Source organism: Mesorhizobium sp. LNHC229A00 (assembly GCF_000502415.1).
In the GTDB taxonomy this organism is placed as follows: Bacteria; Pseudomonadota; Alphaproteobacteria; order Rhizobiales; family Rhizobiaceae; genus Mesorhizobium.
The window spans coordinates 147,644-168,536 of the sequence record NZ_AYWQ01000002.1; the positions used below are offsets into that span (position 1 = coordinate 147,644).

Sequence of the window (20,893 nt, forward strand, 5' to 3'; positions counted from 1 at the left end):
TTTGCGGGAAAGTCGCCAACGCATGCTCCTTTCCGCCCGTCGGGCCTGTCGCCAGTCAGGGCCACACGTCCACAAGGGAAGAAGGGAAAACCGCTCCCAGCCGGCCCTCGATTTTTTGCCGCATGGGCACGTCCAATGCTTCTACCGGCACCAGACGCTCGTGGTCTCCCGCACGCAGGCGGACAAACGGATAGAACCAGTAAGACGCAACAGTCCCGCGCGTTTGCGGATCGGCGCTGACGTCAACGATGAAAATCCCGCCGATCCGCCCCGGCCATGGTTGGCGGGCAAAGGCGGTGCCGAGGAAATCGCCGAGCCCATAGGCAACCACCGCCCCGCCGATCCGCTCCACCGGCTGCACGACATGGGCGTGATGGCCGGCGATCAGACCGACGCCCTGCCCGGCCAGCCGCCGAGCCAGCGCCCGTGTTGCAGCACGCGGAAAATGCCGGAACTCCCAATCCCAGTGCGGCACGGCACAGAGGAGATCGAGCCCAGCACTCGTCTCGCGCGGCCAGCGCGCCGGATCGCCTTCCATCGAGACGCGGCCGGCAAACAGGCGCTCGTCGGCGTTGCGCCAGAGCGTGAAAGCGGCGAAGCCGAGAGCGAGCGGCCCGGCAGCGAAGCGTTCGACCGGTCCCTTGGCGGCGAGGCCGATGGTGCCGATGCCGAGCCGCTTCAACGCCGCGACCGTCGCGTCGAAACCAGCGGCGCCCTGGTCGAACACATGATTGTTGGCCAGCGACAGGACCAGTTTTTCGCGCCCAATGCCGACCGCCGCGAGTGCCTCGGCCAGAAAGCGTTCGCTCATCGCATGATGCGTACCGAGCTTTGTCCCCAGCACGGCGCTCGGCCTGTCGACGACAGGGCTTTCGCAATTGCCGATCACCAGGTCGGCCGTGCCCAGCAGCGCCTTGATCGCCGGATCGCAGTCCGGCGCGCTCCGGTTGGCTACCGCCGAGATGTCGCCGATGAAGGCCAGCCGCATCGTCTGTCTCGGTGGCGGCTCCATCAGCGTCCCCGATGCCGGCGCGAACCCGTTGACGTCGCCCTCGAGCGACGGTTTCAGGAACCTCGGTAGCCAGGACAGTTTGTAGGAGAGCGGATAGTTCGACACGACACGCCTCATCATTGGCCTTCTGTAGACCGTCCGCCGGACCGGTTGAAGCGTGCCCGGCGACAATCATGCAACGATGTGGACGGCGTGCCGGCATCGACAGGCGCGGCGTCGTAAATCTGTGTATGGTCGCCGGCGACAAATGGGAGGGAAAAGATGACACGAATAGCAAGCCTGCTGGCATCGGCTTTCATTCTGGTCGTGCCGCTGTCCTCCGCATCGGCGGCCATGCCCGAAGCGGCAACGGCTTTGTTCGAGGCGAGGACCGTGGCCGCGCGCGACGGCGCGCTGTCTACCTTGGAAGCGGCCGCGCCGAAAGATCCAGCGTCAGCCTATGCCGCAGGCGCCGGCGAGTTCTTCACCGCGCTGGAACTGCTGGCCAGCGGCCTGCATCGCCATGGGTTCGAGAGCCCGCAATCCTTCATGCTGCCGCTGATGCAGTTGCCGGTACCGGCGAACCCCAATCCCGAGCCGCTGACCTATGAAGAGTTCCGCGCCATACTGGTCGCCTTCCGTGACCGGCTCGCAAAGTCCGCCACCACCCTTGGTTCGGTGCCGGCCGATGCCGCTATCGGCATGATCATCGACCTCACCCATGTCGGCATCGATCTCAACGACGACGGCACGATCGCGCCCGATGAAAGCATGGCGGCGATCATGGTGGCGCTGTCGCGCGGGGGCATGGCGCCGGACGGTGGTGCCCCCGCGCTCACGTTCCGCTTCGACCGCGCCGACGGCTATTGGCTGCAAGGCTATGCGGAATTCCTGATGGCGCAGGCCGATTTCTGGCTGGCGCATGATTTCAAGGGCACGTTCGATGGCTCGTTCCACATGCTGTTTCCGCGCGCCAAGCTGCCGTTGCAGGACATCCTCGTGCCGCCGCCAAGCGAGATGGGCTCGAGCATCTTCTCCTCGGAATGGCGCATCGCCGATTTCATCTCGATGGTGCACATGATCAACTGGCCGGTTGTCGAGCCGGAACGCCGCAAGGCGGCGCGCCAGGAGCTGCTCGAAATGATCCGGCTGTCGCGCGAGGACTGGAAGGCGATCCGGGCCGAGACCGACAATGACCGCGAATGGCTGCCCGGCCCACAGCAAAAGGGCGAGAACCCGCTCACCGGCCTCCAGGTCGGCGAGGAACAGGTCCGGGCCTGGCTCGCCACCCTGGCGATGGCCGAGGACTTGCTCGAAGGCCGCGCGCTGCTGCCGCACTTCCGCATCACCGACAAAGGCATCAACATGAAGCGCTTCTTCGACGAGCCGAAACCCTTCGACCTCGTACTCTCGATCACCGGCCCCGGAATCGCGCCTTACCTCGAAACCGGCAAGATCCTGACCAGCGAGGATTTCGACCAGATCCAGCGCCAGTTCGGCGGCGGCGGGTTTTTGACGTTCGCGCTGTGGTTCAACTGAGCGGTGCGGACGCTACGCGTCGGCCGAACTCCGACGTATCCGAAAGTAGGGAACCGTGGACATCGGCGTTGGAGCCGTAGAAGCCCACCACAACCCCTGCTATGAGCCCCGAGAGCTGACCCTTTTTGGCCGAAGAATTGTGGCAGGACGGCAACAATATCTGTTGGCACCCGGGCGGCTCGGCCGACAGGCATTTGGCGTGCCTCACTGTCCCGGAAGCGCCGAACCGCCTTTTTGCGTGGTTGGCAAAGACTGTTCTGCTTGACTCGGCAGATAAAAACATGCAGCAAAAAAGCCTTGGAAGGGCTGCAATACCGCGTGCATGGTCGTGGACGAGCCTTTTTCGGCACAAAGTCCACGTCTCTCGATTGGTTTTGAGAGGGATTGGTTAACCAACTTTGTCCATATTTTGAAGCAATCGGCAACTAACGACAGGCGCGGCAAACGCGTCGGGGACCACCTGGGATCACTCACAGAATGGTCGTCGCGGCTATCACGGCCGCGGACGTGGGAGCCGATTGGAGCAAGATTGGTTGCATGGCGTTGTTGAGTCGTAAAATTGTCGGGGACAGGCGTTGCAGCGGCGAGACCGCCTTCGAAGCGCCACGTGCCTCATCCTTCACCCCTGAACGGGTTGTCCGCTGGATCGCGGTGCCGGGCGTCAGCGCCGCCGTCGGCCTATGGCTGATCGGCACCATGGCCGGCCTTAGCTCTGTCGGCGCCTCGCTTTCGGTAACGTCGGCCGGCCTGCCGCAGACGCTGTCCATGCCGGGCACGCTCGCTCTCGCCGATCCGCTGAAGCAGCATTTCCTCAGCTCTTCCGCGCCCTTCATGACGGCCAATGCCCATGGCGGCTCACAGGCGCTGCACGACCATGCCGTACAGTGCGGTGCCAGTTGCTTCAAGCTGGCCGCGATAACCTCCAAGGCGGAGAAATCCGGGCGCCTGGTGGCGCAGGCCAAGCCAACCCCGGCGAAGTCGAAATCGCAGCAGCGCTTCGAACTGATGGAAGCGTCGCTGTCGCCGACAAAGCTTGCCGCTGCCTTCGCCGGCGCGGGCAAATCGGCGACCGCGGCCAGCACACATCCCGTGATTTCCAGCGCCGCTCCACGGGTCACCGAGGCATCCCTCGTGCCGTCCGTCCAGGTCATGGCCAGCCTGTCCAACGACATGCCGGCTCCGGCGGCGGAACGCTTCGCCCGCGCCGAAACGGGTTCCGTCGTGCAGACCGCGCCGGCGCCGATGGGCTTTGCTCAGTCGGAAACGCCCGATAACGCGCAGCTGGCGCTTGCCCTGGTCGAGTCGATGCCGGTCGAGGACGAAGCCTTCGCCTCGCCGCTGCCGATGACCGAATCCTCGCCCGATGTCGCGGTTGCGCCGGTCGAGACCCAGCAGGAACAGCCGGGCGACGCCGCTTCGCTGCCGGATGCGCTCACCGACGACGTGCCGCTGCCGACCCGCCGCCCGCAATATGACGCGCCTCGGCAACCCCGGGCCGTGGAAGAGGACAAGCCGGCCACACAGCCCAGGGCCTTGGAGCAGAAGCCGGCGCTCCAGCCGAAGCCCGTCCTGCAAGCCAGGCAGCAGCCGGCCCGGCAAGGCCGGACCCGTGATGGTGGCGACGTGCTGGCCTATGCCAAGCCGGATACGCCTTCGGGCGGCCTCGGCCAGGCGTTCAGGAACCTGTTCAACGGCCCGAGCGCCGGAAGCGGCGCCGGCCATGGCGTCGCCGTCTACGACATCAGCGCCAAGACCGTCTACATGCCCGACGGCCAACGGCTCGAGGCGCATTCCGGCCTCGGCGCAATGGTCGACCAGCCGCGCTATGTCCATGTCAAGGATCGTGGCCCGACGCCGCCCAACACCTACAATCTGTCGCTGCGCGAATCTCGCTTCCACGGCGTCGAGGCCATCCGCCTGACCCCGACGAGCGGCGGCAACAAGTACAACCGCAACGGCCTGCTCGCGCACACCTACATGCTGCGCGGCGGTCGCGCCGAATCCAATGGCTGCGTGGTCTTCAGGGACTATGCCCGCTTCCTCGCCGCCTTCAAGAAGGGCAAGGTCAACCGCCTCGTCGTGGTGGATCGCCTGAACGGATCGGCGACCCGGGTCGCGTCGAACGGAAGCGGCGCTTGAGATAAGGCGAAACCCTCCGCCACCTCCTGACAGCCTTCTGTCAGGAGCCTGACGCGGCCGTCGGCCCGTCCTCATCGCGCTCTTTCCATTTTGGCCGAGAAATCCCATATTCGGGACATGGCCAAATCCCCAGATAAAAGAACGCCGCCGACGGCGGATGAGGACCGCGCCGCGCCGAAGCGGCGCAGCCCGCTGACCGATTTCCTCGACGCCTCGGAACCGCTGCAAAAGGGCGGCTTCGCCGAGATGCCGCAGGCCGAATTGTCGGGCACGCCGCTGACCGGCTCGATCTCCGATTGGGCCGAGCAGATCGAGCAGGAGGCTGAACGGGAAGGACGCGCCGCGGGCAAAGGCGGCGGCGCCAAGTCGCCGAAGAAGATTCCCGAGCGCTCCGCCGCGCCGGGCCGCACCGCGCGCGGCACCTCGATGGGCGGGGCCGCGTCGGCCCGCGAACGCACTGCCGCCGGCCTCAATCCGGTCGCCGGGCTCGACATCTCGCTGGAAGAAGCCGAGACGATGTCGTCCAGTGGCGTCACCGCCACGGTGGCCGCTCTCTCGGCGCTGATCGAATCCGGCAATCCGTTGCACAAGGACGGCGTGCTGTGGACGCCGCACCGCCCTGCCCGGCCGGAAAAATCCGAAGGCGGCATCGCCATCAAGATGGTGTCGGACTTCGAGCCCGCAGGCGACCAGCCGACCGCCATCAAGGATCTGGTCGAAGGCGTCGACAACAACGACCGCACCCAGGTGCTGCTCGGCGTCACCGGCTCCGGAAAAACCTTCACCATGGCCAAGGTGATCGAGGAGACGCAGCGCCCCGCTCTGATCCTGGCGCCCAACAAGACGCTGGCCGCGCAGCTCTATTCCGAGTTCAAGAAATTCTTCCCCGACAACGCGGTGGAGTATTTTGTCTCCTATTACGACTATTACCAGCCGGAAGCCTATGTTCCGCGCACCGACACCTTTATCGAGAAGGAATCCTCGATCAACGAGCAGATCGACCGCATGCGCCATTCGGCGACGCGTTCGCTGCTCGAGCGCGACGACGTCATCATCGTCGCCTCGGTGTCCTGCATCTACGGTATCGGTTCGGTCGAGACCTACACGGCGATGACCTTCCAGATGCAGATCGGCGACCGGCTCGACCAGCGCGCTTTGCTCGCCGACCTCGTTGCCCAGCAGTACAAGCGCCAGGACATCAATTTCGTGCGCGGCTCGTTCCGCGTGCGCGGCGACACGATCGAGATCTTCCCGGCCCACCTTGAGGACCGCGCCTGGCGCATCTCGATGTTCGGCGACGAGATCGAGGCGATCACCGAGTTCGACCCGTTGACCGGCCAGAAGACCGGCGAGCTGAAGAGCGTCAAGATCTACGCCAACTCGCACTATGTGACGCCACGCCCGACGCTCAACCAGGCGATCAAGTCAATCAAGGAAGAGCTCAAGCACCGGCTGGTGGAACTCGAGCGCGCCGGCCGCCTGCTCGAGGCGCAACGGCTGGAGCAGCGTTGCCGCTTCGACCTCGAAATGCTGGAAGCCACCGGCTCCTGCGCCGGCATCGAGAACTATTCGCGCTACCTCACCGGTCGCCAACCCGGCGATCCGCCGCCGACGCTGTTCGAGTACATTCCCGACAACGCGCTGGTCTTCATCGACGAGAGCCACGTCACCGTGCCGCAGATCGGCGGCATGTATCGCGGCGACTTCCGGCGCAAGGCGACGCTGGCCGAATATGGCTTCCGCCTGCCCTCCTGCATGGACAACCGGCCGCTGCGCTTCGAGGAATGGGACGCCATGCGGCCGCTCTCGGTTGCCGTTTCGGCGACGCCGGGCGGCTGGGAGATGGAACAGGCCGGCGGCGTCTTCGCCGAACAGGTCATCCGCCCGACCGGCCTGATCGATCCGCCGGTCGAGGTGCGCCCGGCCAAGAGCCAGGTCGACGACGTCGTCGGTGAGATCCGCGACACCACCAAGGCGGGATATCGCACGCTGGTGACGGTGCTGACCAAGCGCATGGCCGAGGATCTGACCGAATACCTGCACGAGCAGGGCGTGCGCGTGCGTTACATGCACTCCGACATCGACACGCTGGAGCGCATCGAGATCCTGCGCGACCTGCGCCTCGGCGCCTTCGACGTGCTGGTCGGCATCAACCTTTTGCGCGAAGGCCTCGACATTCCCGAATGCGGCTTCGTCGCCATTCTCGACGCCGACAAGGAAGGTTTCCTGCGTTCGGAAACGTCGCTGATCCAGACCATCGGCCGTGCCGCCCGCAATGTCGACGGCAAGGTCATCCTCTACGCGGACCAGGTCACCGGTTCCATGGAGCGGGCGATGGCCGAGACCAACCGGCGCCGCGAGAAGCAGATGGAGTGGAACGCCGCCAACGGCATCACGCCGGAATCGGTCAAGTCGCGCATCTCCGATATTCTCGACTCGGTCTACGAGAAGGACCATGTCCGCGCCGACATCTCGCGGTTCACCGACAGCGCCGGCGCCATGATGGGCAACAATTTCAAGGCCCATCTCGACGCGCTGGACAAGCAGATGCGCGACGCCGCCGCCAATCTCGACTTCGAGAAGGCGGCCCGCATCCGCGACGAGATCAAGCGGCTGCACGAGATGGAATTGTCGATCTCCGACGATCCGCTGGCGCGCGAAGTGGAAGGCCAAAGTCCCGCGTCAGGCCGCGAAAAGGGCAAGCACAACAAGGGCGTGGCCAAGCATCGGACATTGGAGGAACAGGAACGGTTCCGCAGGCTCGACCAGGCACGCGCGGCCGAAGAGGCGGCCAAGGCCGCCAGGCCCAACCTGTTCCGCAAGCCCGATCTCGACGAGATGGGCGCCGACCGCGCCGTGCCGGTGAAGAAGCCGCTGTTCGCCAAGCCGTCACTGGACGATATGGGCCCTGGTACCGACATGCCGACGCCGTCAGGCGCGGTGTCGCGGTCGCTGTTCAAGAAGCAGTCGGCGGAAGAAGCGCACGGCTCCGATTTCGGCATTCCCGGCGACGCCACCAAGCCGTTGTTCAAGAAGAATTCGCTCGACGAGATGACGGTGCGGCGGACCGAAAAACCGGTAGAGGGAAAAGTGCCGGCGAAGCCACAGCCAACCTCTCCCCAAGTGGGGGCCGGCAGGACAGAGGGGGGCGCGAAGGATCGCGGCGATGCCAACAAGCCTATCGTCCGTCAGCGCTCCGGTATCGGCTCCTACGAGGACCAAGGAGACGCCCGCCGAGAAAAGCGCCGGCCGGGGAAGACGGGCAGACCGGGACGGTAGCAATCCTTCGCGCCCCCTCTGTCCCTCCATTATAGATCAGCTCTTCTTGCCACCTTGCCAGTCGTGGGACGAACCTATACGGGCCTTGCAATTCTGCTCTTCCGCTCCGAAACCATCAGCCAGCTCCCATGAAACCCAGAGACATCGCCGCCTACGTCTTCCTGGCTGTCACCTGGGGACTGTCGTTCCTGGTGCTGCTCAAGGTGGTGCATGCCTTTGGCTGGGTCGGCGCGGTCACCTTGCGCGCGCTGATCGCCGGCATCACGCTCTTTCTGCTTGCCGCCGTGACGCGGCGACGGCTGGATTTCAGCGCCGGCTGGTGGCACTTCGCCATGGTCGGCGCGACGACGGTGGCGGCGCAGCTGATCGGCCTGTCCTATGCCACGCCCCGCATCGGCACGGCGATGGCGGCCATCCTGGTTGCCGCCATCCCGCTGTTCTCGATGATCATCGGCCAGCTCTGGGGGCTTGAGCGCATCGCAGTTCGCGGCCTTGCCGGACTGCTGCTCGGCGCTGCCGGCATCATCGTCCTGGTCGGTTTCCCCGCCGTTCCGGTCACCGCATCCTTTGCGATCGGCTGTGCCGCCTCGCTGTTCAGTTCCTTCTCGGCGGCATTCGGCAGCAACTACGCCAATCGCCATTTGCGCTCGGCCCGCTCGCTGGAACTCACCAGCGCCGCGTTCCTGTTCGGCGGCCTGATGACGCTGCCGCTGCTGCTCGCCGTGCCGGTGCCGGCCATGCCGCGCTCTGTCGACTTCCTCTACCTGGCCATACTGGCCTGCGTGATGAGCGCATTGACCTATGTCGTGTATTTCCGGCTGGTGGCCAGCATCGGAGCGACCAGGACCATCAGCGTCGAATTCGCTGTGACCACGATCGCGGTGCTGGCCGGAACGATTGTGCTCGGCGAGTCGCTGACCTTGATCCAGGGCTTCGGCGCGGTGGCAATCATCGGCGGCTGCATACTGGTGCTGGACCCCTTCCCGCGCAGCCTGAAAGCGGCGGCCTTGCCATCAGCCTCGCCTTTGGTGTAGCCAGTCGTCACACTCGAACGTCTCGAAAGGAGGGCTCACGTGTTTACGTTTTTTCGTCACCATCGTCAGCGTGGCCCGATTTCTGCCCTGCGAGCCAGCTTGCAGGGCTGACCAGGGACGGTCCGGGTTTTTTCCCGCTTCGATTTTTTGGTCTGCCCTTCGTGGTATGCAACGCCTGGCCTGATGGCCGGCACGCGCACCGTCAAAGTGCACCCGGAGTTGTTTCCGGCAAGAGCGCATGACCCCGAAAGCCGGATGTTTCGGAAAGGATCATGCGCCAACCAAAAAAGCGAAATCAAAATGGCCCTGATCAGCCTCAAATCCCTCGGCGTCACCATGAGTGCGCCGCTCTTTTCCAATCTCGACCTCACCATCGCCAACGGCGACCGGCTCGGCATCGTCGCCGCCAACGGCCGCGGCAAGTCGACCTTGCTCAAATGCCTGACCGGCGAACTGGAGCCGACAACCGGCGACATCACCCGCACGCGCGGTCTGCGTGTCGGCCATGTCCAGCAATCCGTAGCCTCTGCCCTGCTTGGCCGCACTTTCCACGAGGTTGTGGCCGAGGCGTTACCGCCCGAACAGGCCGACAGCGAGATGTGGCGCGTCGATGTGGCTCTCGATTCCCTTGACGTGCCCGAGCCGATGCGCGGGCGAAAAATGCAGGCACTGAGCGGCGGCTGGCAGCGGCTGGCGCTGATCGCCCGCGTATGGGCCACCGATCCCGACGTGCTTTTGCTCGACGAGCCGACCAACCATCTCGACCTCGCCAGGATCAGCCAGTTGGAAACCTGGCTCAACGCGCTGCCGCGAGAGATGCCTGTCATCATCGCCAGCCATGACCGCGCCTTCCTCGACGCCACCACCAACCGGACGCTGTTCCTGCGCCCGGAACAGTCGCCGGCGTTTTCCCTTCCCTATTCCCGCGCCAGGGAGGCGCTGGACGAGGTTGACGCGTCGACCGAACGGAAGTTCCAGCGCGACATGAAGGTGGCTCAGCAATTGCGCCGGCAGGCGGCCAAGCTCAACAATATCGGCATCAATTCCGGCAGCGACCTGCTGACGGTCAAGACCAAGCAACTCAACCAGCGCGCGGAAAAATTGGAAGAGGCCGCCTATCCGGCGCACCGCGAGAAATCGGCGGGCGCGATCAAACTCGCCAATCGCGGCACCCACGCCAAGGTGCTGATCACGCTCGACGACGCGGCGGTCGAAACGCCCGACGGCACGCTGCTGTTCAGGACCGGCAAGCGCCACATCTGCCAGGGCGACCGTATCGTGCTGCTCGGCCGCAACGGCGTCGGCAAGTCGCGCTTCGTCACCTTGATCCGCAACGCCATCCTCGAACCGGACACGGTGCGCAATGTGAAGGTGACGCCGTCGACGGTGCTCGGCTTCAGCGACCAGGCACTGTCGGGCATCAGCGGCGATGACACGCCGCTGGCGATGGTCTCGCGCCGTTACGATGTCGGCGAACAGCGCGCCCGCTCGCTGCTCGCCGGCGCCGGCGTGGTCATCGAGATGCAGGAGAAAAAGATCGGTGTGCTGTCGGGCGGCCAGAAGGCACGGCTGATGATGCTGGCGCTCAGGCTCGCGAATCCCAATTTCTATCTGCTCGACGAGCCCACCAACCATCTCGACATAGATGGCCAGGAAGCGCTGGAGGAGGAGTTGCTGAAGCAGCAGGCTAGCTGTCTGCTCGCCTCGCACGACCGCTCCTTCATCCGCGGCATCGGCAACCGCTTCTGGCTGATCGAGAAGGGGAAGCTGACCGAAGTCGAGGATCCGGAAAGCTTCTTCCGCGAGGTGGCTGAGGGAACCGGCTGAGCGGCGGGCGATCGGCATGCCTGTAACTTATTTGCTTACAGGCTCTTAAAGCCGGTGTCCCCGGCAGTGGCCGCTCGACTTGGGAAGCTGTTCGGCGACTGCGCCGCGATCTGGCTTCGGATGCAGGCGGCTTTCGATGCCTGGCACGCCGAGCGTGAGGTCGATGTTTCGGCCATTCCCACGCTCAAGGTCGCATAGGTTCTCCTCGGCTGCGCCTGAACGAGATCTAAACGCCGACAAAAAATTCTCCGGGCAATCTGTCGGATCGCCCGTTGCTGCCTCGTCCTTGGGATGCCGACACGATGATGCCGGCGCCAACCCAAGGGAGAAGTCACCATGTCCGTCCTGTCATCCATCGGTCGCATCGCAACCCGGTATGCCGCCGCGCGCGCCCGTCACCGCAGCGAACGCATCCTGCTGTCGCTGCCGGCCGAACTGCGCAAGGATATCGGCTTTCCGGAAATCTTCGACGCCCGCGACAGCCGCCGCGCCGCAACGTCCTCGGCCAAGGTCATATGACCATGGCCCGCCGCCAGTGCGAAGCCCTCAAAAGCTGGCCTGTCGCCCGATGAACCGGGCCAGCCGAAAAATTTTCAACGTCCTGTAGGATTGCCGTCATCTCATCCGTCCTATGGTCCGCAAGACCAAACAAACGTGAAGAGGAACATGCAATGACCGACCAGACCCCACCCCGGCCAAAAGTGCTTGGCGGATTGACCCCCTATCTTGAGGTCGACGGTGCCATCAAGGCGGCCGAGTTCTACAAGAAGGCTTTCGGGGCCGAGGAAGTCTTTGCCTACCCGGCGGATGAAAAAGGCCGCACCATGCATATCCATCTCTATATCAACGGCTCGACACTGATGCTGGGCGACGCCTATCCGGAACACGGCCATCCGCACCAGGCGGCGCAGGGCTATACGCTGCAGCTCCATCTCGGCAAGGATGATATCGACGCTTGGTGGAAGCGCGCCGTCGACGCCGGCTGCGAGGCCGTCACGCCGCTGCAGGTGATGTTCTGGGGCGACCGCTGGGGCCAGGTGAAGGACCCCTTCGGCGTCGCCTGGGCAATGAACGCACCGACGGAATAGGCTTTAGCGAGCGCGCCCCGTCGCCGAGGGGATGCGCCAAACCGCGCCGGGTCTTTTCCCCGCTGACCCGGCGTTCGAATTCAGCAAAGAGGAGACCACCATGTCGTATGTCGATGGCTTCGTGCTTGCCGTGCCGAAGGCAAATCTCGATGACTATAAAAAGCTCGCCAACCTCGCAGGCCCCATATGGATGGAACACGGCGCGCTCGCCTATGTCGAATGCATCGGCGACGATGTACCCTATGGCGAGCTGACCTCGTTTCCGCGTGCCGTTCAGGCCAAGGACGATGAGATCGTCGTTTTCTCCTGGGCCGTATACAAATCCAGGCAAGATCGCGATGCGGTAATGGCCAAGGTGATGGCCGACCCTCGTCTGCAGCGCGATATGGCCACGATGCCGTTCGACGGCAAGCGCATGATCTTCGGCGGCTTCCAGCCCTTCCTGGAACTTTGAGACAGCTCGACCCCGGGGTCCGGAACCGAGCGTACATTTGAATACGTGAGTACCGGAAGCGCGGGAAACCGCCGTTCGCAGGCCGGCCTTACCGCGATATTGGCCTATCCGAGCTTATCCAGCAGTGGTTTCAGCCGGTCGCCATAGCGCTTCCACAGATCGACCGATCCCTGGTACATGGGCTGGCGCACCTGCGCGGCCGACGCCGTGCGCACCGGCCTGTCGGTCTGGTGGAACGACAGCACGGCATCGTGCCATGGCAGGCCGAGATAGTCGATCAGCGCCCGGCTCTGCCCATCCTGGTCGGCGACGAAATCCTCGTAGCGCACATCGTGCACGACGCCGGGCAGCACCTTGTGCCAATGCGCCATGATGTCGGTGTAGAGATTGTGGAAATCGGCGAGCTCACCGAGGTCATAGCCATAGCGGTGGCTGTCGCCGCGGAAATGCACCTTGTAGATCGACAGGCATGTCGCCGCCGCATCGCGGGCGCAATGGATGATCCTGGCCTTCGGCAGCATCATGTGGATGAAGCCGACAAGCAGGAAGTTGCCCGGCATCTTGTCGGTGACGTGGCGCATATGCGGATAGCGGGCATGCAGCATGTCCAGATAGGCCTGCCCCGCCTCGGCGAAATCCCTATCGTCCGTGTCGGCCACGCCCCACGGGAAGCCGCCCGGCATGTTCGACGGGAACTGCTTGCCGACCGCCGTCTTCAGGATGCTGAGCTCGCCCGCGCCAAAGACCTGGGGGTGACTGGCGATGATCTGTTCGACCAGCGTCGTACCCGAACGCGGCATGCCGACGACGAAGATCGGCGCGTCGTCGGCAATCGGGCTCGGCCTGTGCTTTTCGAAGAAGCCGGCATCGAACACTGTCTTCATTGCCTCGAACTCGGCGCGCGTCTTCACCGGGTCGTAGTCGATGCCCTTGCGGCGGATGGCATTGCCCTCGGCGAAATAGCCGAAGGCTCTGTCATAGTCCTTGAGATCGTCATTGGCCTTGCCGAGGCCAAACGACAGCTGCATGCGTGCCAGGCTGTCCTGAGGCGCCTTGGCGTGCTGCGCCTCCATGCCGGCCATTTCAACATCGCGCTCCTTCTGGCGCTTGACTTGCGTCAGCATCAGCCACGCGCGGGCCATGCCGGGCTGGATCGCCACCGCCTGCCGGAACAGGTCGGTCGCCTCGTCGAGCTTGCCCTTTTCCATCAGCCCGACACCCAGTCCGTGCAGCAGGTCGGCATCCCTAGGCCGGATGGTCAGTGCCTCCTGGAAGACAGCCAGCGCCTCGTCGAGGCGTCCGGCTTCCTGCAGGGTTTCGGCAAGCCCGATACGGGCGCGCACGTGGAATGGATTGCGCTGCACCGTGCCGCGATAGATGTCCTCGGCCTCGTCGAACCGGCCGATCTGCTTCAGCGATGAGCCGAGATTGTCGCGCGCCGCGAGCTGCTCCGGCCGCAGGTCCACCGCGCCGCGGAAGAAATCGATCGCCGCCGCGACACGGCCCAGATCGCGCATCACCGTGCCGAGATTGTTGAGGAAGTCGGGATTGGTCGGCTGCAGCTGAACCGACTGTTCGAGGAAATCCATGCCTTCTTCGCTGCGCCCAGTCTGGTGCAGCAGCAACCCCAGGAAATGCGCCGCGGCCGCGTGTTTGGGCTGACGCGTCAGCACCTGGCGGTAGATCGCCTCGGCTTCCTGCCGGCGCCCAGCCTGGTGCATTTGCAATGCCTGCTGCACATACTGGTCGAGGCCCAGCGGCGGCTGTCCTCCCCCGCCAGACTTAGCCGTGCCAGGCTTGGTTCCCGCACCCGCCGCTCTTCTCTGATCTCTGTTGATGGGACACCTACCGTGTTCGTGCGCCTGCCGCGATCTAGGCCATCGGCGTTACAGGTTCAAGGCTTTGCTTGATTCTGCGCCTCACGTCGCGGCGAAAGCGATCAAATCAGGCGATTGGTCTCGGCAACCTGCCTGGCCCGCCTCACAGTTCCATCGGTATCGGAGATCGTTCGCCTTGCCGCCTCGTCGCTTCTGATGGTCAGCCGCGCCGACTGGACGGCCATCGGCTTTCCGGCAGCGCCAATGGCGTACGTGGCGATTGGCCTGACGATCGGATTGATCGCCACGNCGGCCATCGGCTTTCCGGCAGCGCCAATGGCGTACGTGGCGATTGGCCTGACGATCGGATTGATCGCCACGCTCTTCCCTTTCGAAGTTCTGACTGAATCCATGGCTTTATCCCTTTCAGAAAAAATAAAAGTATAGACGCCGAGGAAAAACTCGGCACGCCTCCAAGAAATTTTCGAAGATATCTGCAGCCATAGCAGATTTATTCCAAAAATTATATCCATCTATTTTTCTGATCGAAGCGAGGAGTTCGGATCTTATTCTTGAATAGAGCGCCGAATTGAGCTACATAGGAAATATGGTTTGGGCCACATTTGTCATCTCGCGGTGTCGGAGGTTCTCGATCCGCCAATCTCATTCCAATTGTTAGTACCGGATGCGCGTGGATTACAGTCGTCGTGTCCCCGCCTTTTTTGCGCTCAGGGCGCTGTTCACGTGACGCCGCGAGGCGGGATATCAAGGCCAGGACAATGCCGGACCGCACCACCCGTTCCATCGCCCATTTCACCGCGCCATTCGTGCTCGGTGGCCTGGAAGGACAACTGCCGGCCGGCGACTACGACATCGATCACGACGAGGAGTTGATCGAGGGCATGTCGCGGCTTGCCTGGCGCCGCGTCGCCACCTTCATCCACCTGCCGGCAAAGGCGGTGAACAACCCGCTCACCAGCCAGCTTGTCGCCATCGACCACCTGGACCTCGAAACCGCGCTGGTGCGCGACCGGGAGAATGCAGCATGATCCGTTTTCAACAGAATGCGCGACCGCGCACCGATACCCCCTCGCATCTCTTCGCCATCGGTCAGACCGTGCGGATGAAAAGCAGGACCGGCTTGGTCAACAAGACCGTGGAACTGTTCGAGATCAAGAGCAGGCTGCCGGTCAAGGACGGTTCCCCGCAATATCGCATCCGCAGCGACCAAGAGACCCACGAGCGGGTCACCACGGAAGACAATCTCGAATGGCCGACAATCCGGCCAGCTGAGCGGAGGCCAGCCGACACGCCGCGCAACCGCAAACGCCTCGCGGCGTTGAGCCTGCACACCCAGATGCAGGAGTTTCGCGATGTCCCTCACCGCCTTTGCCCTCAACTGTTCGCTGAAAGCTTCCGGCGACAAGGAAAAATCGTCCACCGACAAGATCATCGCCGATCTGCTGGCGGCGCTCAAGCCGCATGGCGTGGAAGGCAAGGTCGTGCGCGCGCTCGATCATGACATCAAGCCCGGCGTGCTCTCCGACATGGGCAAAGGCGACGACTGGCCCGGCCTGCGCGAAAAGATCCTCGCCGCAGATATCTTCATTCTCGGCTTGCCGATCTGGTTGGGCCAGCCATCGAGCGTCGCCAAGCGCGTCTTGGAGCGGATGGACGCCTTTCTCGAGGAGACCGACGACAAGGGCCGCATGCCGGCCGCCGGCAAGGTGGCCCTGGTGGCGATCGTCGGCAACGAGGACGGCGCGCATCACTGCCACGCGGAGTGCTTCCAGGCGCTGAACGATGTCGGCTTCACCATCCCCGCCAATGGCGGCGTCTACTGGGTCGGTGAAGCCATGCAAGACGTCAATTACGTCGACCTGCCGAAAAACCCCGACAAGGTTACCGAGGCCATCGAAATGGCGGCCTCAAACGCTGCTCATCTGGCCGGCCTGCTCAAGAGCAGAGCTTATATTGGCGTGGAAAAATAATGAGCCGCCTTGCCTTCCCCCCTCGCGGGAGAGGGCAGAATCTCAGCACGGCCCCTCGCCGACGACGCGATAGTCCGAGGCACGCGCCTCGCAGGCATTGGGAATGGTGCGCATCTCGCCATGCCGGCGGGCGCACACCGGCGCGTATTCACGGTTGCAGAACGTCTGCTCGCCATCACCGCCGCCGCCACCGCGACAGGACCCGTCACGCACGACGCGGTAACCCGCCCGATCGGCCAGACAGGCATTGGCGAAGGTCTGGCGATCTCCGCCGCGCCGGGCTGCAGATCGGTTCGTATTTGGTGCAGAATTGCGGTTCAGGGCGGCGGAGGCGGTCGCGGCCCAGGTCCGTCCATCGACGACCACCGTGCAGGCGGCAAGAATTGCCTACAGGAAAAGGATGGCAAAAACCTGCCGTGAAAAGATCGCCGCAAGAACCTCAAGATCGTCTCTCACTTGATCCGCGTACCGGTCCGTACCACCCAAGCCCGCGTGGCGGTACGTTGGTAATTATATCGACCAAAACAAGATTTAGATCAGTCGCCCACGGCGTGACCCTCGTCATTCCACTGCCAATTGCAACCCTTGTTTGCGGCTTCTGTAGGAGAACGACACCCGAACCGGTAGGCCTCGGCCGCATCGCCGGCAATCGTCGTATCTGGCCCATCCATGACCGGCGCTGTGGGCCGATGACCCCTCCGCCAACGAAGCCTATTTGCGGCCGGTCGCCGCTTTGATCGGCCGATTTTTGCGTCGGGATGCGCCAAGGGCGGCGACCCGCGGCGCTATCTTGCAACCTTCACGTTTCCGTGCGATAAATTCTGTGTTCGGGCATTTGCGACCCGGAGAGCGGAACGTTTTGGACGACCTTTCCCCGATACTGTGAATCTCTGACGGCCCCGTTTTTCGGCGGGGGGTTTGACCATGCGCCAATGCATGACTGCCGAAAGCAACCACCAGGAACTGCCCTCGACGCCAGGTGGCGGGCAGGACCACCAAGACTGAACGGGTGAAGGAGTTTCCCCAATGGCCCAGACCGGCACCGTTAAATTCTTCAATGCGACCAAAGGCTTCGGTTTCATCACGCCCGACGGCGGCGCCAAGGACGTGTTCGTCCACATTTCAGCGATCGAGGCTTCGGGCCTGCGCACGCTCGTCGATGGCCAGAAGGTCACTTTCGACGTCGAGCCGGACCGCATGGGCAAGGGCCCGAAGGCGGTCAACCTGCGCGCAGCCTGAGCGATCGGCGCGCACATCCCAGGCGGATGGGCCAACGAGGAGCTTGACCAGGACCTGGGCAGGCAGACGGATTTTTGAAAGGCGCGGCGGTTTTCGCCGCGCCTTTTGCATGTCCGCCGCGCAGCATAGACTCATCTCATCCGGAAGTTCATCCCAGGTCCGGGCCAATGACGCGCATCATAACAAGCACTTAAAGCGACGTGCTTTAAGTGCCTGCAAAACTTTCTCTTGCCGATAGCGCTAAAATAAAGGACAAATTTCCATTCGGGCATTTGCCGGCCCGAGACTGGAATTTATGGGATCAAAGGAGCTTCCCATGCCGCAGACCGGCACCGTCAAATTCTTCAACCATGCCAAAGGCTTCGGCTTCATCACACCGGATGATGGCGCGAAGGATGTCTTCGTCCATATTTCGGCCGTGCAGGCGTCGGGTCTCCCCGGTCTCGAAGATGGGCAGAAAGTGACATTCGACACCGAGCCGGACAAGCGCGGCAAGGGACCCAAGGCCGTCAACCTGTCGGTCGGCTGAGCCGGCTTCGGACCGGCTCCGGCAGTCAGGTCCGCGCCGAAGGTGCGGTTTTGAGGGCGTCAAAGAATGCGTGCGGCCAAATTTTCGTTCAGCCCCCGTTCAGCCACGGTCCCATATTAGTCATCGGTAAAGCCGGACTGCATCCCCTGCAAGAAACTGCACGGTCCGGTACGAAGGAGACCAAGATGAACCGCATTTTCAAGACAGCCGTGCTGTCCGCAGCCGTGGTCGCCACCACGCTGGGGACCTTTTCGGCGGCCAATGCCGATGACTGGCGCCGTTGGCACCATCACGGCCATGGCCATGGCAATGGCGACGCTGTAGCAGCCGGCGTTCTCGGCCTTGCCGCCGGCGCATTGATCGGTGGCGCATTGGCCAATGACAGGCCACCACCCGATTCCGACCGCTATTACGATGACGGTTACTACGATCGTGAGGTGCGGGTGCGCCCTGCCCCGGTCCGCCGCTACTACGCGGAACCGCAGGTGGTCTATGCCGACCGTTACGCCGAGCCGTGGACGCGCGGCTGGTACGAGTACTGCTCGGACCGCTACCGCACCTTCAATTCCCGTACCGGCACCTTCACCGGCAGCGATGGTGAACAGCATTTCTGCACCGCCAACTGAGCTTCCCTGCCCCAAACAAAAAAGCGCTGACCGCAAGGCCAGCGCTTTTTTGTTGTGAGCTAGTTGGGCTTCCGGCAGCGGTCCCTGTCTCATTCAGGTCAAAAACGGATTGGTTCGCCGTTCCTCGCCAAAACGCCCGCCGGGGCCATGGCCGCAGATGAACCCGATGTCGTCGCCGAGCGGCAACAGCTTGTCCTTGATCGAGGCGATGAGGGCCGCATGGTCGCCGCCCGGCAGATCGGTGCGGCCGACCGAACCGCGAAACAAAACGTCGCCGACATGGGCGAATTTGGCGGCGCGGTTATAATAGACGACATGGCCCGGCGCGTGGCCGGGGCAATGCAGCACCTCGAACACATGGCCGCCGAACGACACCGTCTCGCCCTCGGTGAGGAACCGGTCGGGCACGCAGTTTCGCACACCGCCGATGCCGTAGCGCCTGCCCTGGTTTTCCAGATTGTCGAGCAGCATCTTGTCGGCTTCATGCGGGCCGATGATCTCGACGCCGAGTGCTTCCTTCAGTTCCATGGCGCCGCCGGCATGATCGATATGGCCGTGCGTGATCCAGATCGCCTCGGCCGTGATCGCGTTGTCCTTCAACGTTGCCAGCACCTTGTCGATGTCGCCACCCGGATCCACGACGACGCCATGCTTGTCGTCCATGTCGAACAGGATGGTGCAGTTCTGCTGGAACGGTGTGACCGGCACGATGCCGGCATTGAGCTGACCCATGATCGTCCTTTCGCTGTGTCAGCGATCATGTAGAGGCATCGGTCAAAACCGTCCACAGCCGAAGGCCAAACAGTGCGTCTCCAAAAGAATGGGCGGCCGAAGCCGCCCATTCTGCGAAGCCCGAGATCGGCGGGCTTATTTCTTCATGGCGCCCATGACCGCGCCGAGAATGCCGGTCAGGATCGCGCCACCGCCGGCGCCACCGAGGATGTTCTGCAGGTTGAGCGCGCTGCCCAGGCCGCTGGTCGCCGCCGCGGCCGCGTCAGGACTGATCGTACCGCCGCCAAGCAGGCTGCCGAGGATCGCCGCGCCGCCGACACCGCCGATGGCTCCGCCCAGGATCTTGGTAAGCTGGCCCATTGCCGCCGTCTTGATCGCCACACTGACCGCCTGACCACCAATAATGCCTGTAATAATCTGAATAATGATCGGAAGAAGCGTGTTCATGTCCATATGATTAGTCCCTCCATAGCTGCCAGCCTCCCGGGCCGACACCATGATGAGACGCCGAATTGGATGAAAGTCAAATGCAGAAACGCTGAAATAAAAGGGGCGGCCCGAAAACCGCCCCTGCTTGCACGAAAAGCTGTGACTATCGTTATTCTGCGGCGATAGCATGCTTGGGTTGAACGGCGATAGAATAGTCGTTCATGAGATTCTTGGCGATCTCGCCGACTTCGAATCGGTAAGGGCCGATCTCCGAAACCGGAGTTACTTCCGCTGCCGTTCCGGTCAGGAAGCACTGCTCGAACCCTTCCAATTCTTCCGGCAGGATGGCGCGTTCGATGATCTCCAGGCCGCGATCCCTGGCGAGACCGATGACCGTGCGGCGGGTAATGCCGTCGAGGAAGCAATCGGGCTTGGGAGTGTGGATCTTGCCGTCCTTGACGAAAAAGATGTTGGCGCCGGTTGCTTCGGCGACCTGGCCCCGCCAGTCGAGCATCATGGCGTCGGCAAAGCCCTTGGCCTCGGCGGCATGCTTGGACATGGTGCAGATCATGTAGAGGCCGGCGGCCTTAGACCGCGACGGCGCCGTGCGCGGATCGGGCCGGCGCCATTCCGCCACATCGAGACGGATGCCCTTCAGCTTCTGCGCCGGGTCGAAATAGCTCGGCCATTGCCAGATGGCGATGGCGACGTTGATGCGGTTGTTTTGCGCCGAAACACCCATCTGCTCGCTGCCGCGCCAGGCGATCGGCCTGACATAGGCGTCCTGGAAGCCCTGCTTCTTCAGGAGCGTGGTCGACGCGTCGTTGAGCTCGACCACCGAATAGGGAATCTTGAAGCCGAGCAGGCGCGCCGATTCATGCAGGCGTTCCGTATGCTCGTTGAGCTTGAAGATCTCGCCGCCATAGGCGCGCTCACCCTCGAAGACCGCGCTGGCGTAATGCAGGCCGTGGGTCAGCACATGAATCTTGGCGTCCCCCCACGGGACGATCTCGCCATTCATCCAGATGAAGCCGTCCAGTTGATCGAAGGGAACGGATGCCATGGTAACCTCCCGCGGGTCGCGACCCGCATATCCTAGTGTCGTTGCGTGTTCTTTTTTGGCAGCGCCATGTGGTTGGAGACGCCGGCCGGTGTCTGGAAGCGTAAGCGGATATTCGC

General features: G+C 63.3%; 18 protein-coding genes and 2 pseudogenes. 14 read left to right on the plus strand and 6 right to left on the minus strand.

The features are described 5' to 3' along the window. Positions 1-55: 55 nt before the first annotated feature. The gene (locus X742_RS165605) at positions 56-1,129 is read right to left on the minus strand and encodes a CapA family protein (RefSeq protein ID WP_031247646.1); all 1,074 of its coding nucleotides are present in this window, start codon (positions 1,127-1,129) and stop codon (positions 56-58) included. A gap of 144 nt (positions 1,130-1,273) precedes the next feature. Here X742_RS165605 and X742_RS165600 point away from each other — a divergent pair, with 144 nt between their 5' ends. From X742_RS165600 to X742_RS165565, 9 genes and pseudogenes are all read left to right on the plus strand, one after another. Beyond that, positions 1,274-2,530, plus strand: coding sequence for a hypothetical protein (locus X742_RS165600; protein WP_023770247.1), 1,257 nt, complete (start codon positions 1,274-1,276; stop codon positions 2,528-2,530). A gap of 537 nt (positions 2,531-3,067) precedes the next feature. Next, positions 3,068-4,669 (plus strand): DUF2778 domain-containing protein, encoded by a 1,602-nt coding sequence (locus X742_RS165595; RefSeq protein ID WP_032924743.1) that lies wholly within the window; start codon positions 3,068-3,070, stop codon positions 4,667-4,669. A 117-nt stretch (positions 4,670-4,786) separates the two neighbouring features. Next, complete coding sequence (uvrB, locus tag X742_RS165590; protein ID WP_023770249.1) at positions 4,787-7,948, plus strand: excinuclease ABC subunit UvrB; 3,162 nt, start codon at positions 4,787-4,789, stop codon at positions 7,946-7,948. Between the two features lie 128 nt (positions 7,949-8,076). Further along, positions 8,077-8,982, plus strand: coding sequence for a DMT family transporter (locus X742_RS165585; protein ID WP_023770250.1), 906 nt, complete (start codon positions 8,077-8,079; stop codon positions 8,980-8,982). A gap of 300 nt (positions 8,983-9,282) precedes the next feature. Next, a complete protein-coding gene (locus X742_RS165580) occupies positions 9,283-10,809 on the plus strand; it encodes an ABC-F family ATP-binding cassette domain-containing protein (RefSeq protein WP_023770251.1) in 1,527 nt (508 codons plus the stop codon). A gap of 48 nt (positions 10,810-10,857) precedes the next feature. Further along, positions 10,858-11,007, plus strand: a pseudogene (locus X742_RS1000000173775) (addiction module antidote protein, HigA family); the annotation flags it as partial. A 138-nt stretch (positions 11,008-11,145) separates the two neighbouring features. Further along, positions 11,146-11,328, plus strand: a complete 183-nt coding sequence (locus X742_RS165575; protein WP_023770253.1) for a hypothetical protein — start codon at positions 11,146-11,148, stop codon at positions 11,326-11,328. Between the two features lie 152 nt (positions 11,329-11,480). Beyond that, complete coding sequence (locus tag X742_RS165570; RefSeq protein WP_023770254.1) at positions 11,481-11,897, plus strand: glyoxalase/bleomycin resistance/extradiol dioxygenase family protein; 417 nt, start codon at positions 11,481-11,483, stop codon at positions 11,895-11,897. 100 nt (positions 11,898-11,997) lie between these two features. Further along, complete coding sequence (locus X742_RS165565) at positions 11,998-12,351, plus strand: DUF1428 domain-containing protein (protein ID WP_023770255.1); 354 nt, start codon at positions 11,998-12,000, stop codon at positions 12,349-12,351. Between the two features lie 104 nt (positions 12,352-12,455). On the opposite strand, the gene X742_RS165560 is transcribed toward X742_RS165565, so the two are convergent. Further along, positions 12,456-14,072, minus strand: a complete 1,617-nt coding sequence (locus X742_RS165560; RefSeq protein WP_245273809.1) for a sulfotransferase — start codon at positions 14,070-14,072, stop codon at positions 12,456-12,458. A gap of 875 nt (positions 14,073-14,947) precedes the next feature. Between X742_RS165560 and X742_RS165555 the strand changes: the two genes are divergently transcribed. Both X742_RS165555 and X742_RS165550 read left to right on the plus strand, forming a co-directional pair. Further along, positions 14,948-15,217, plus strand: a complete 270-nt coding sequence (locus X742_RS165555) for a hypothetical protein (RefSeq protein WP_023770258.1) — start codon at positions 14,948-14,950, stop codon at positions 15,215-15,217. A 324-nt stretch (positions 15,218-15,541) separates the two neighbouring features. After that, entirely contained in the window at positions 15,542-16,159 is a 618-nt protein-coding gene (locus X742_RS165550; protein ID WP_023770259.1) for an NAD(P)H-dependent oxidoreductase, read from the plus strand. 42 nt (positions 16,160-16,201) lie between these two features. Here X742_RS165550 and X742_RS01000000169575 read toward each other — a convergent pair. Further along, positions 16,202-16,543 (minus strand): annotated as a pseudogene (locus X742_RS01000000169575) (Kazal-type serine protease inhibitor domain-containing protein). A 642-nt stretch (positions 16,544-17,185) separates the two neighbouring features. Here X742_RS01000000169575 and X742_RS165545 point away from each other — a divergent pair. From X742_RS165545 to X742_RS165535, 3 genes are all read left to right on the plus strand, one after another. After that, positions 17,186-17,398 (plus strand): cold-shock protein, encoded by a 213-nt coding sequence (locus X742_RS165545; RefSeq protein WP_006202520.1) that lies wholly within the window; start codon positions 17,186-17,188, stop codon positions 17,396-17,398. 316 nt (positions 17,399-17,714) lie between these two features. Next, positions 17,715-17,927 (plus strand): cold-shock protein, encoded by a 213-nt coding sequence (locus X742_RS165540; protein WP_008877668.1) that lies wholly within the window; start codon positions 17,715-17,717, stop codon positions 17,925-17,927. 185 nt (positions 17,928-18,112) lie between these two features. Further along, positions 18,113-18,553 (plus strand): BA14K family protein, encoded by a 441-nt coding sequence (locus X742_RS165535; protein ID WP_023770260.1) that lies wholly within the window; start codon positions 18,113-18,115, stop codon positions 18,551-18,553. A 93-nt stretch (positions 18,554-18,646) separates the two neighbouring features. Here X742_RS165535 and X742_RS165530 read toward each other — a convergent pair whose 3' ends face one another. From X742_RS165530 to X742_RS165520, 3 genes are all read right to left on the minus strand, one after another. After that, the gene (locus tag X742_RS165530) at positions 18,647-19,285 is read right to left on the minus strand and encodes an MBL fold metallo-hydrolase (protein ID WP_023770261.1); all 639 of its coding nucleotides are present in this window, start codon (positions 19,283-19,285) and stop codon (positions 18,647-18,649) included. A gap of 135 nt (positions 19,286-19,420) precedes the next feature. Beyond that, positions 19,421-19,738: a hypothetical protein gene (locus tag X742_RS165525; RefSeq protein ID WP_023770262.1), complete on the minus strand. Its 318-nt coding sequence runs from the start codon at positions 19,736-19,738 to the stop codon at positions 19,421-19,423. Between the two features lie 145 nt (positions 19,739-19,883). Then, positions 19,884-20,777, minus strand: coding sequence for a branched-chain amino acid aminotransferase (locus tag X742_RS165520; protein WP_023770263.1), 894 nt, complete (start codon positions 20,775-20,777; stop codon positions 19,884-19,886). Between the last annotated feature and the right edge of the window lie 116 nt (positions 20,778-20,893).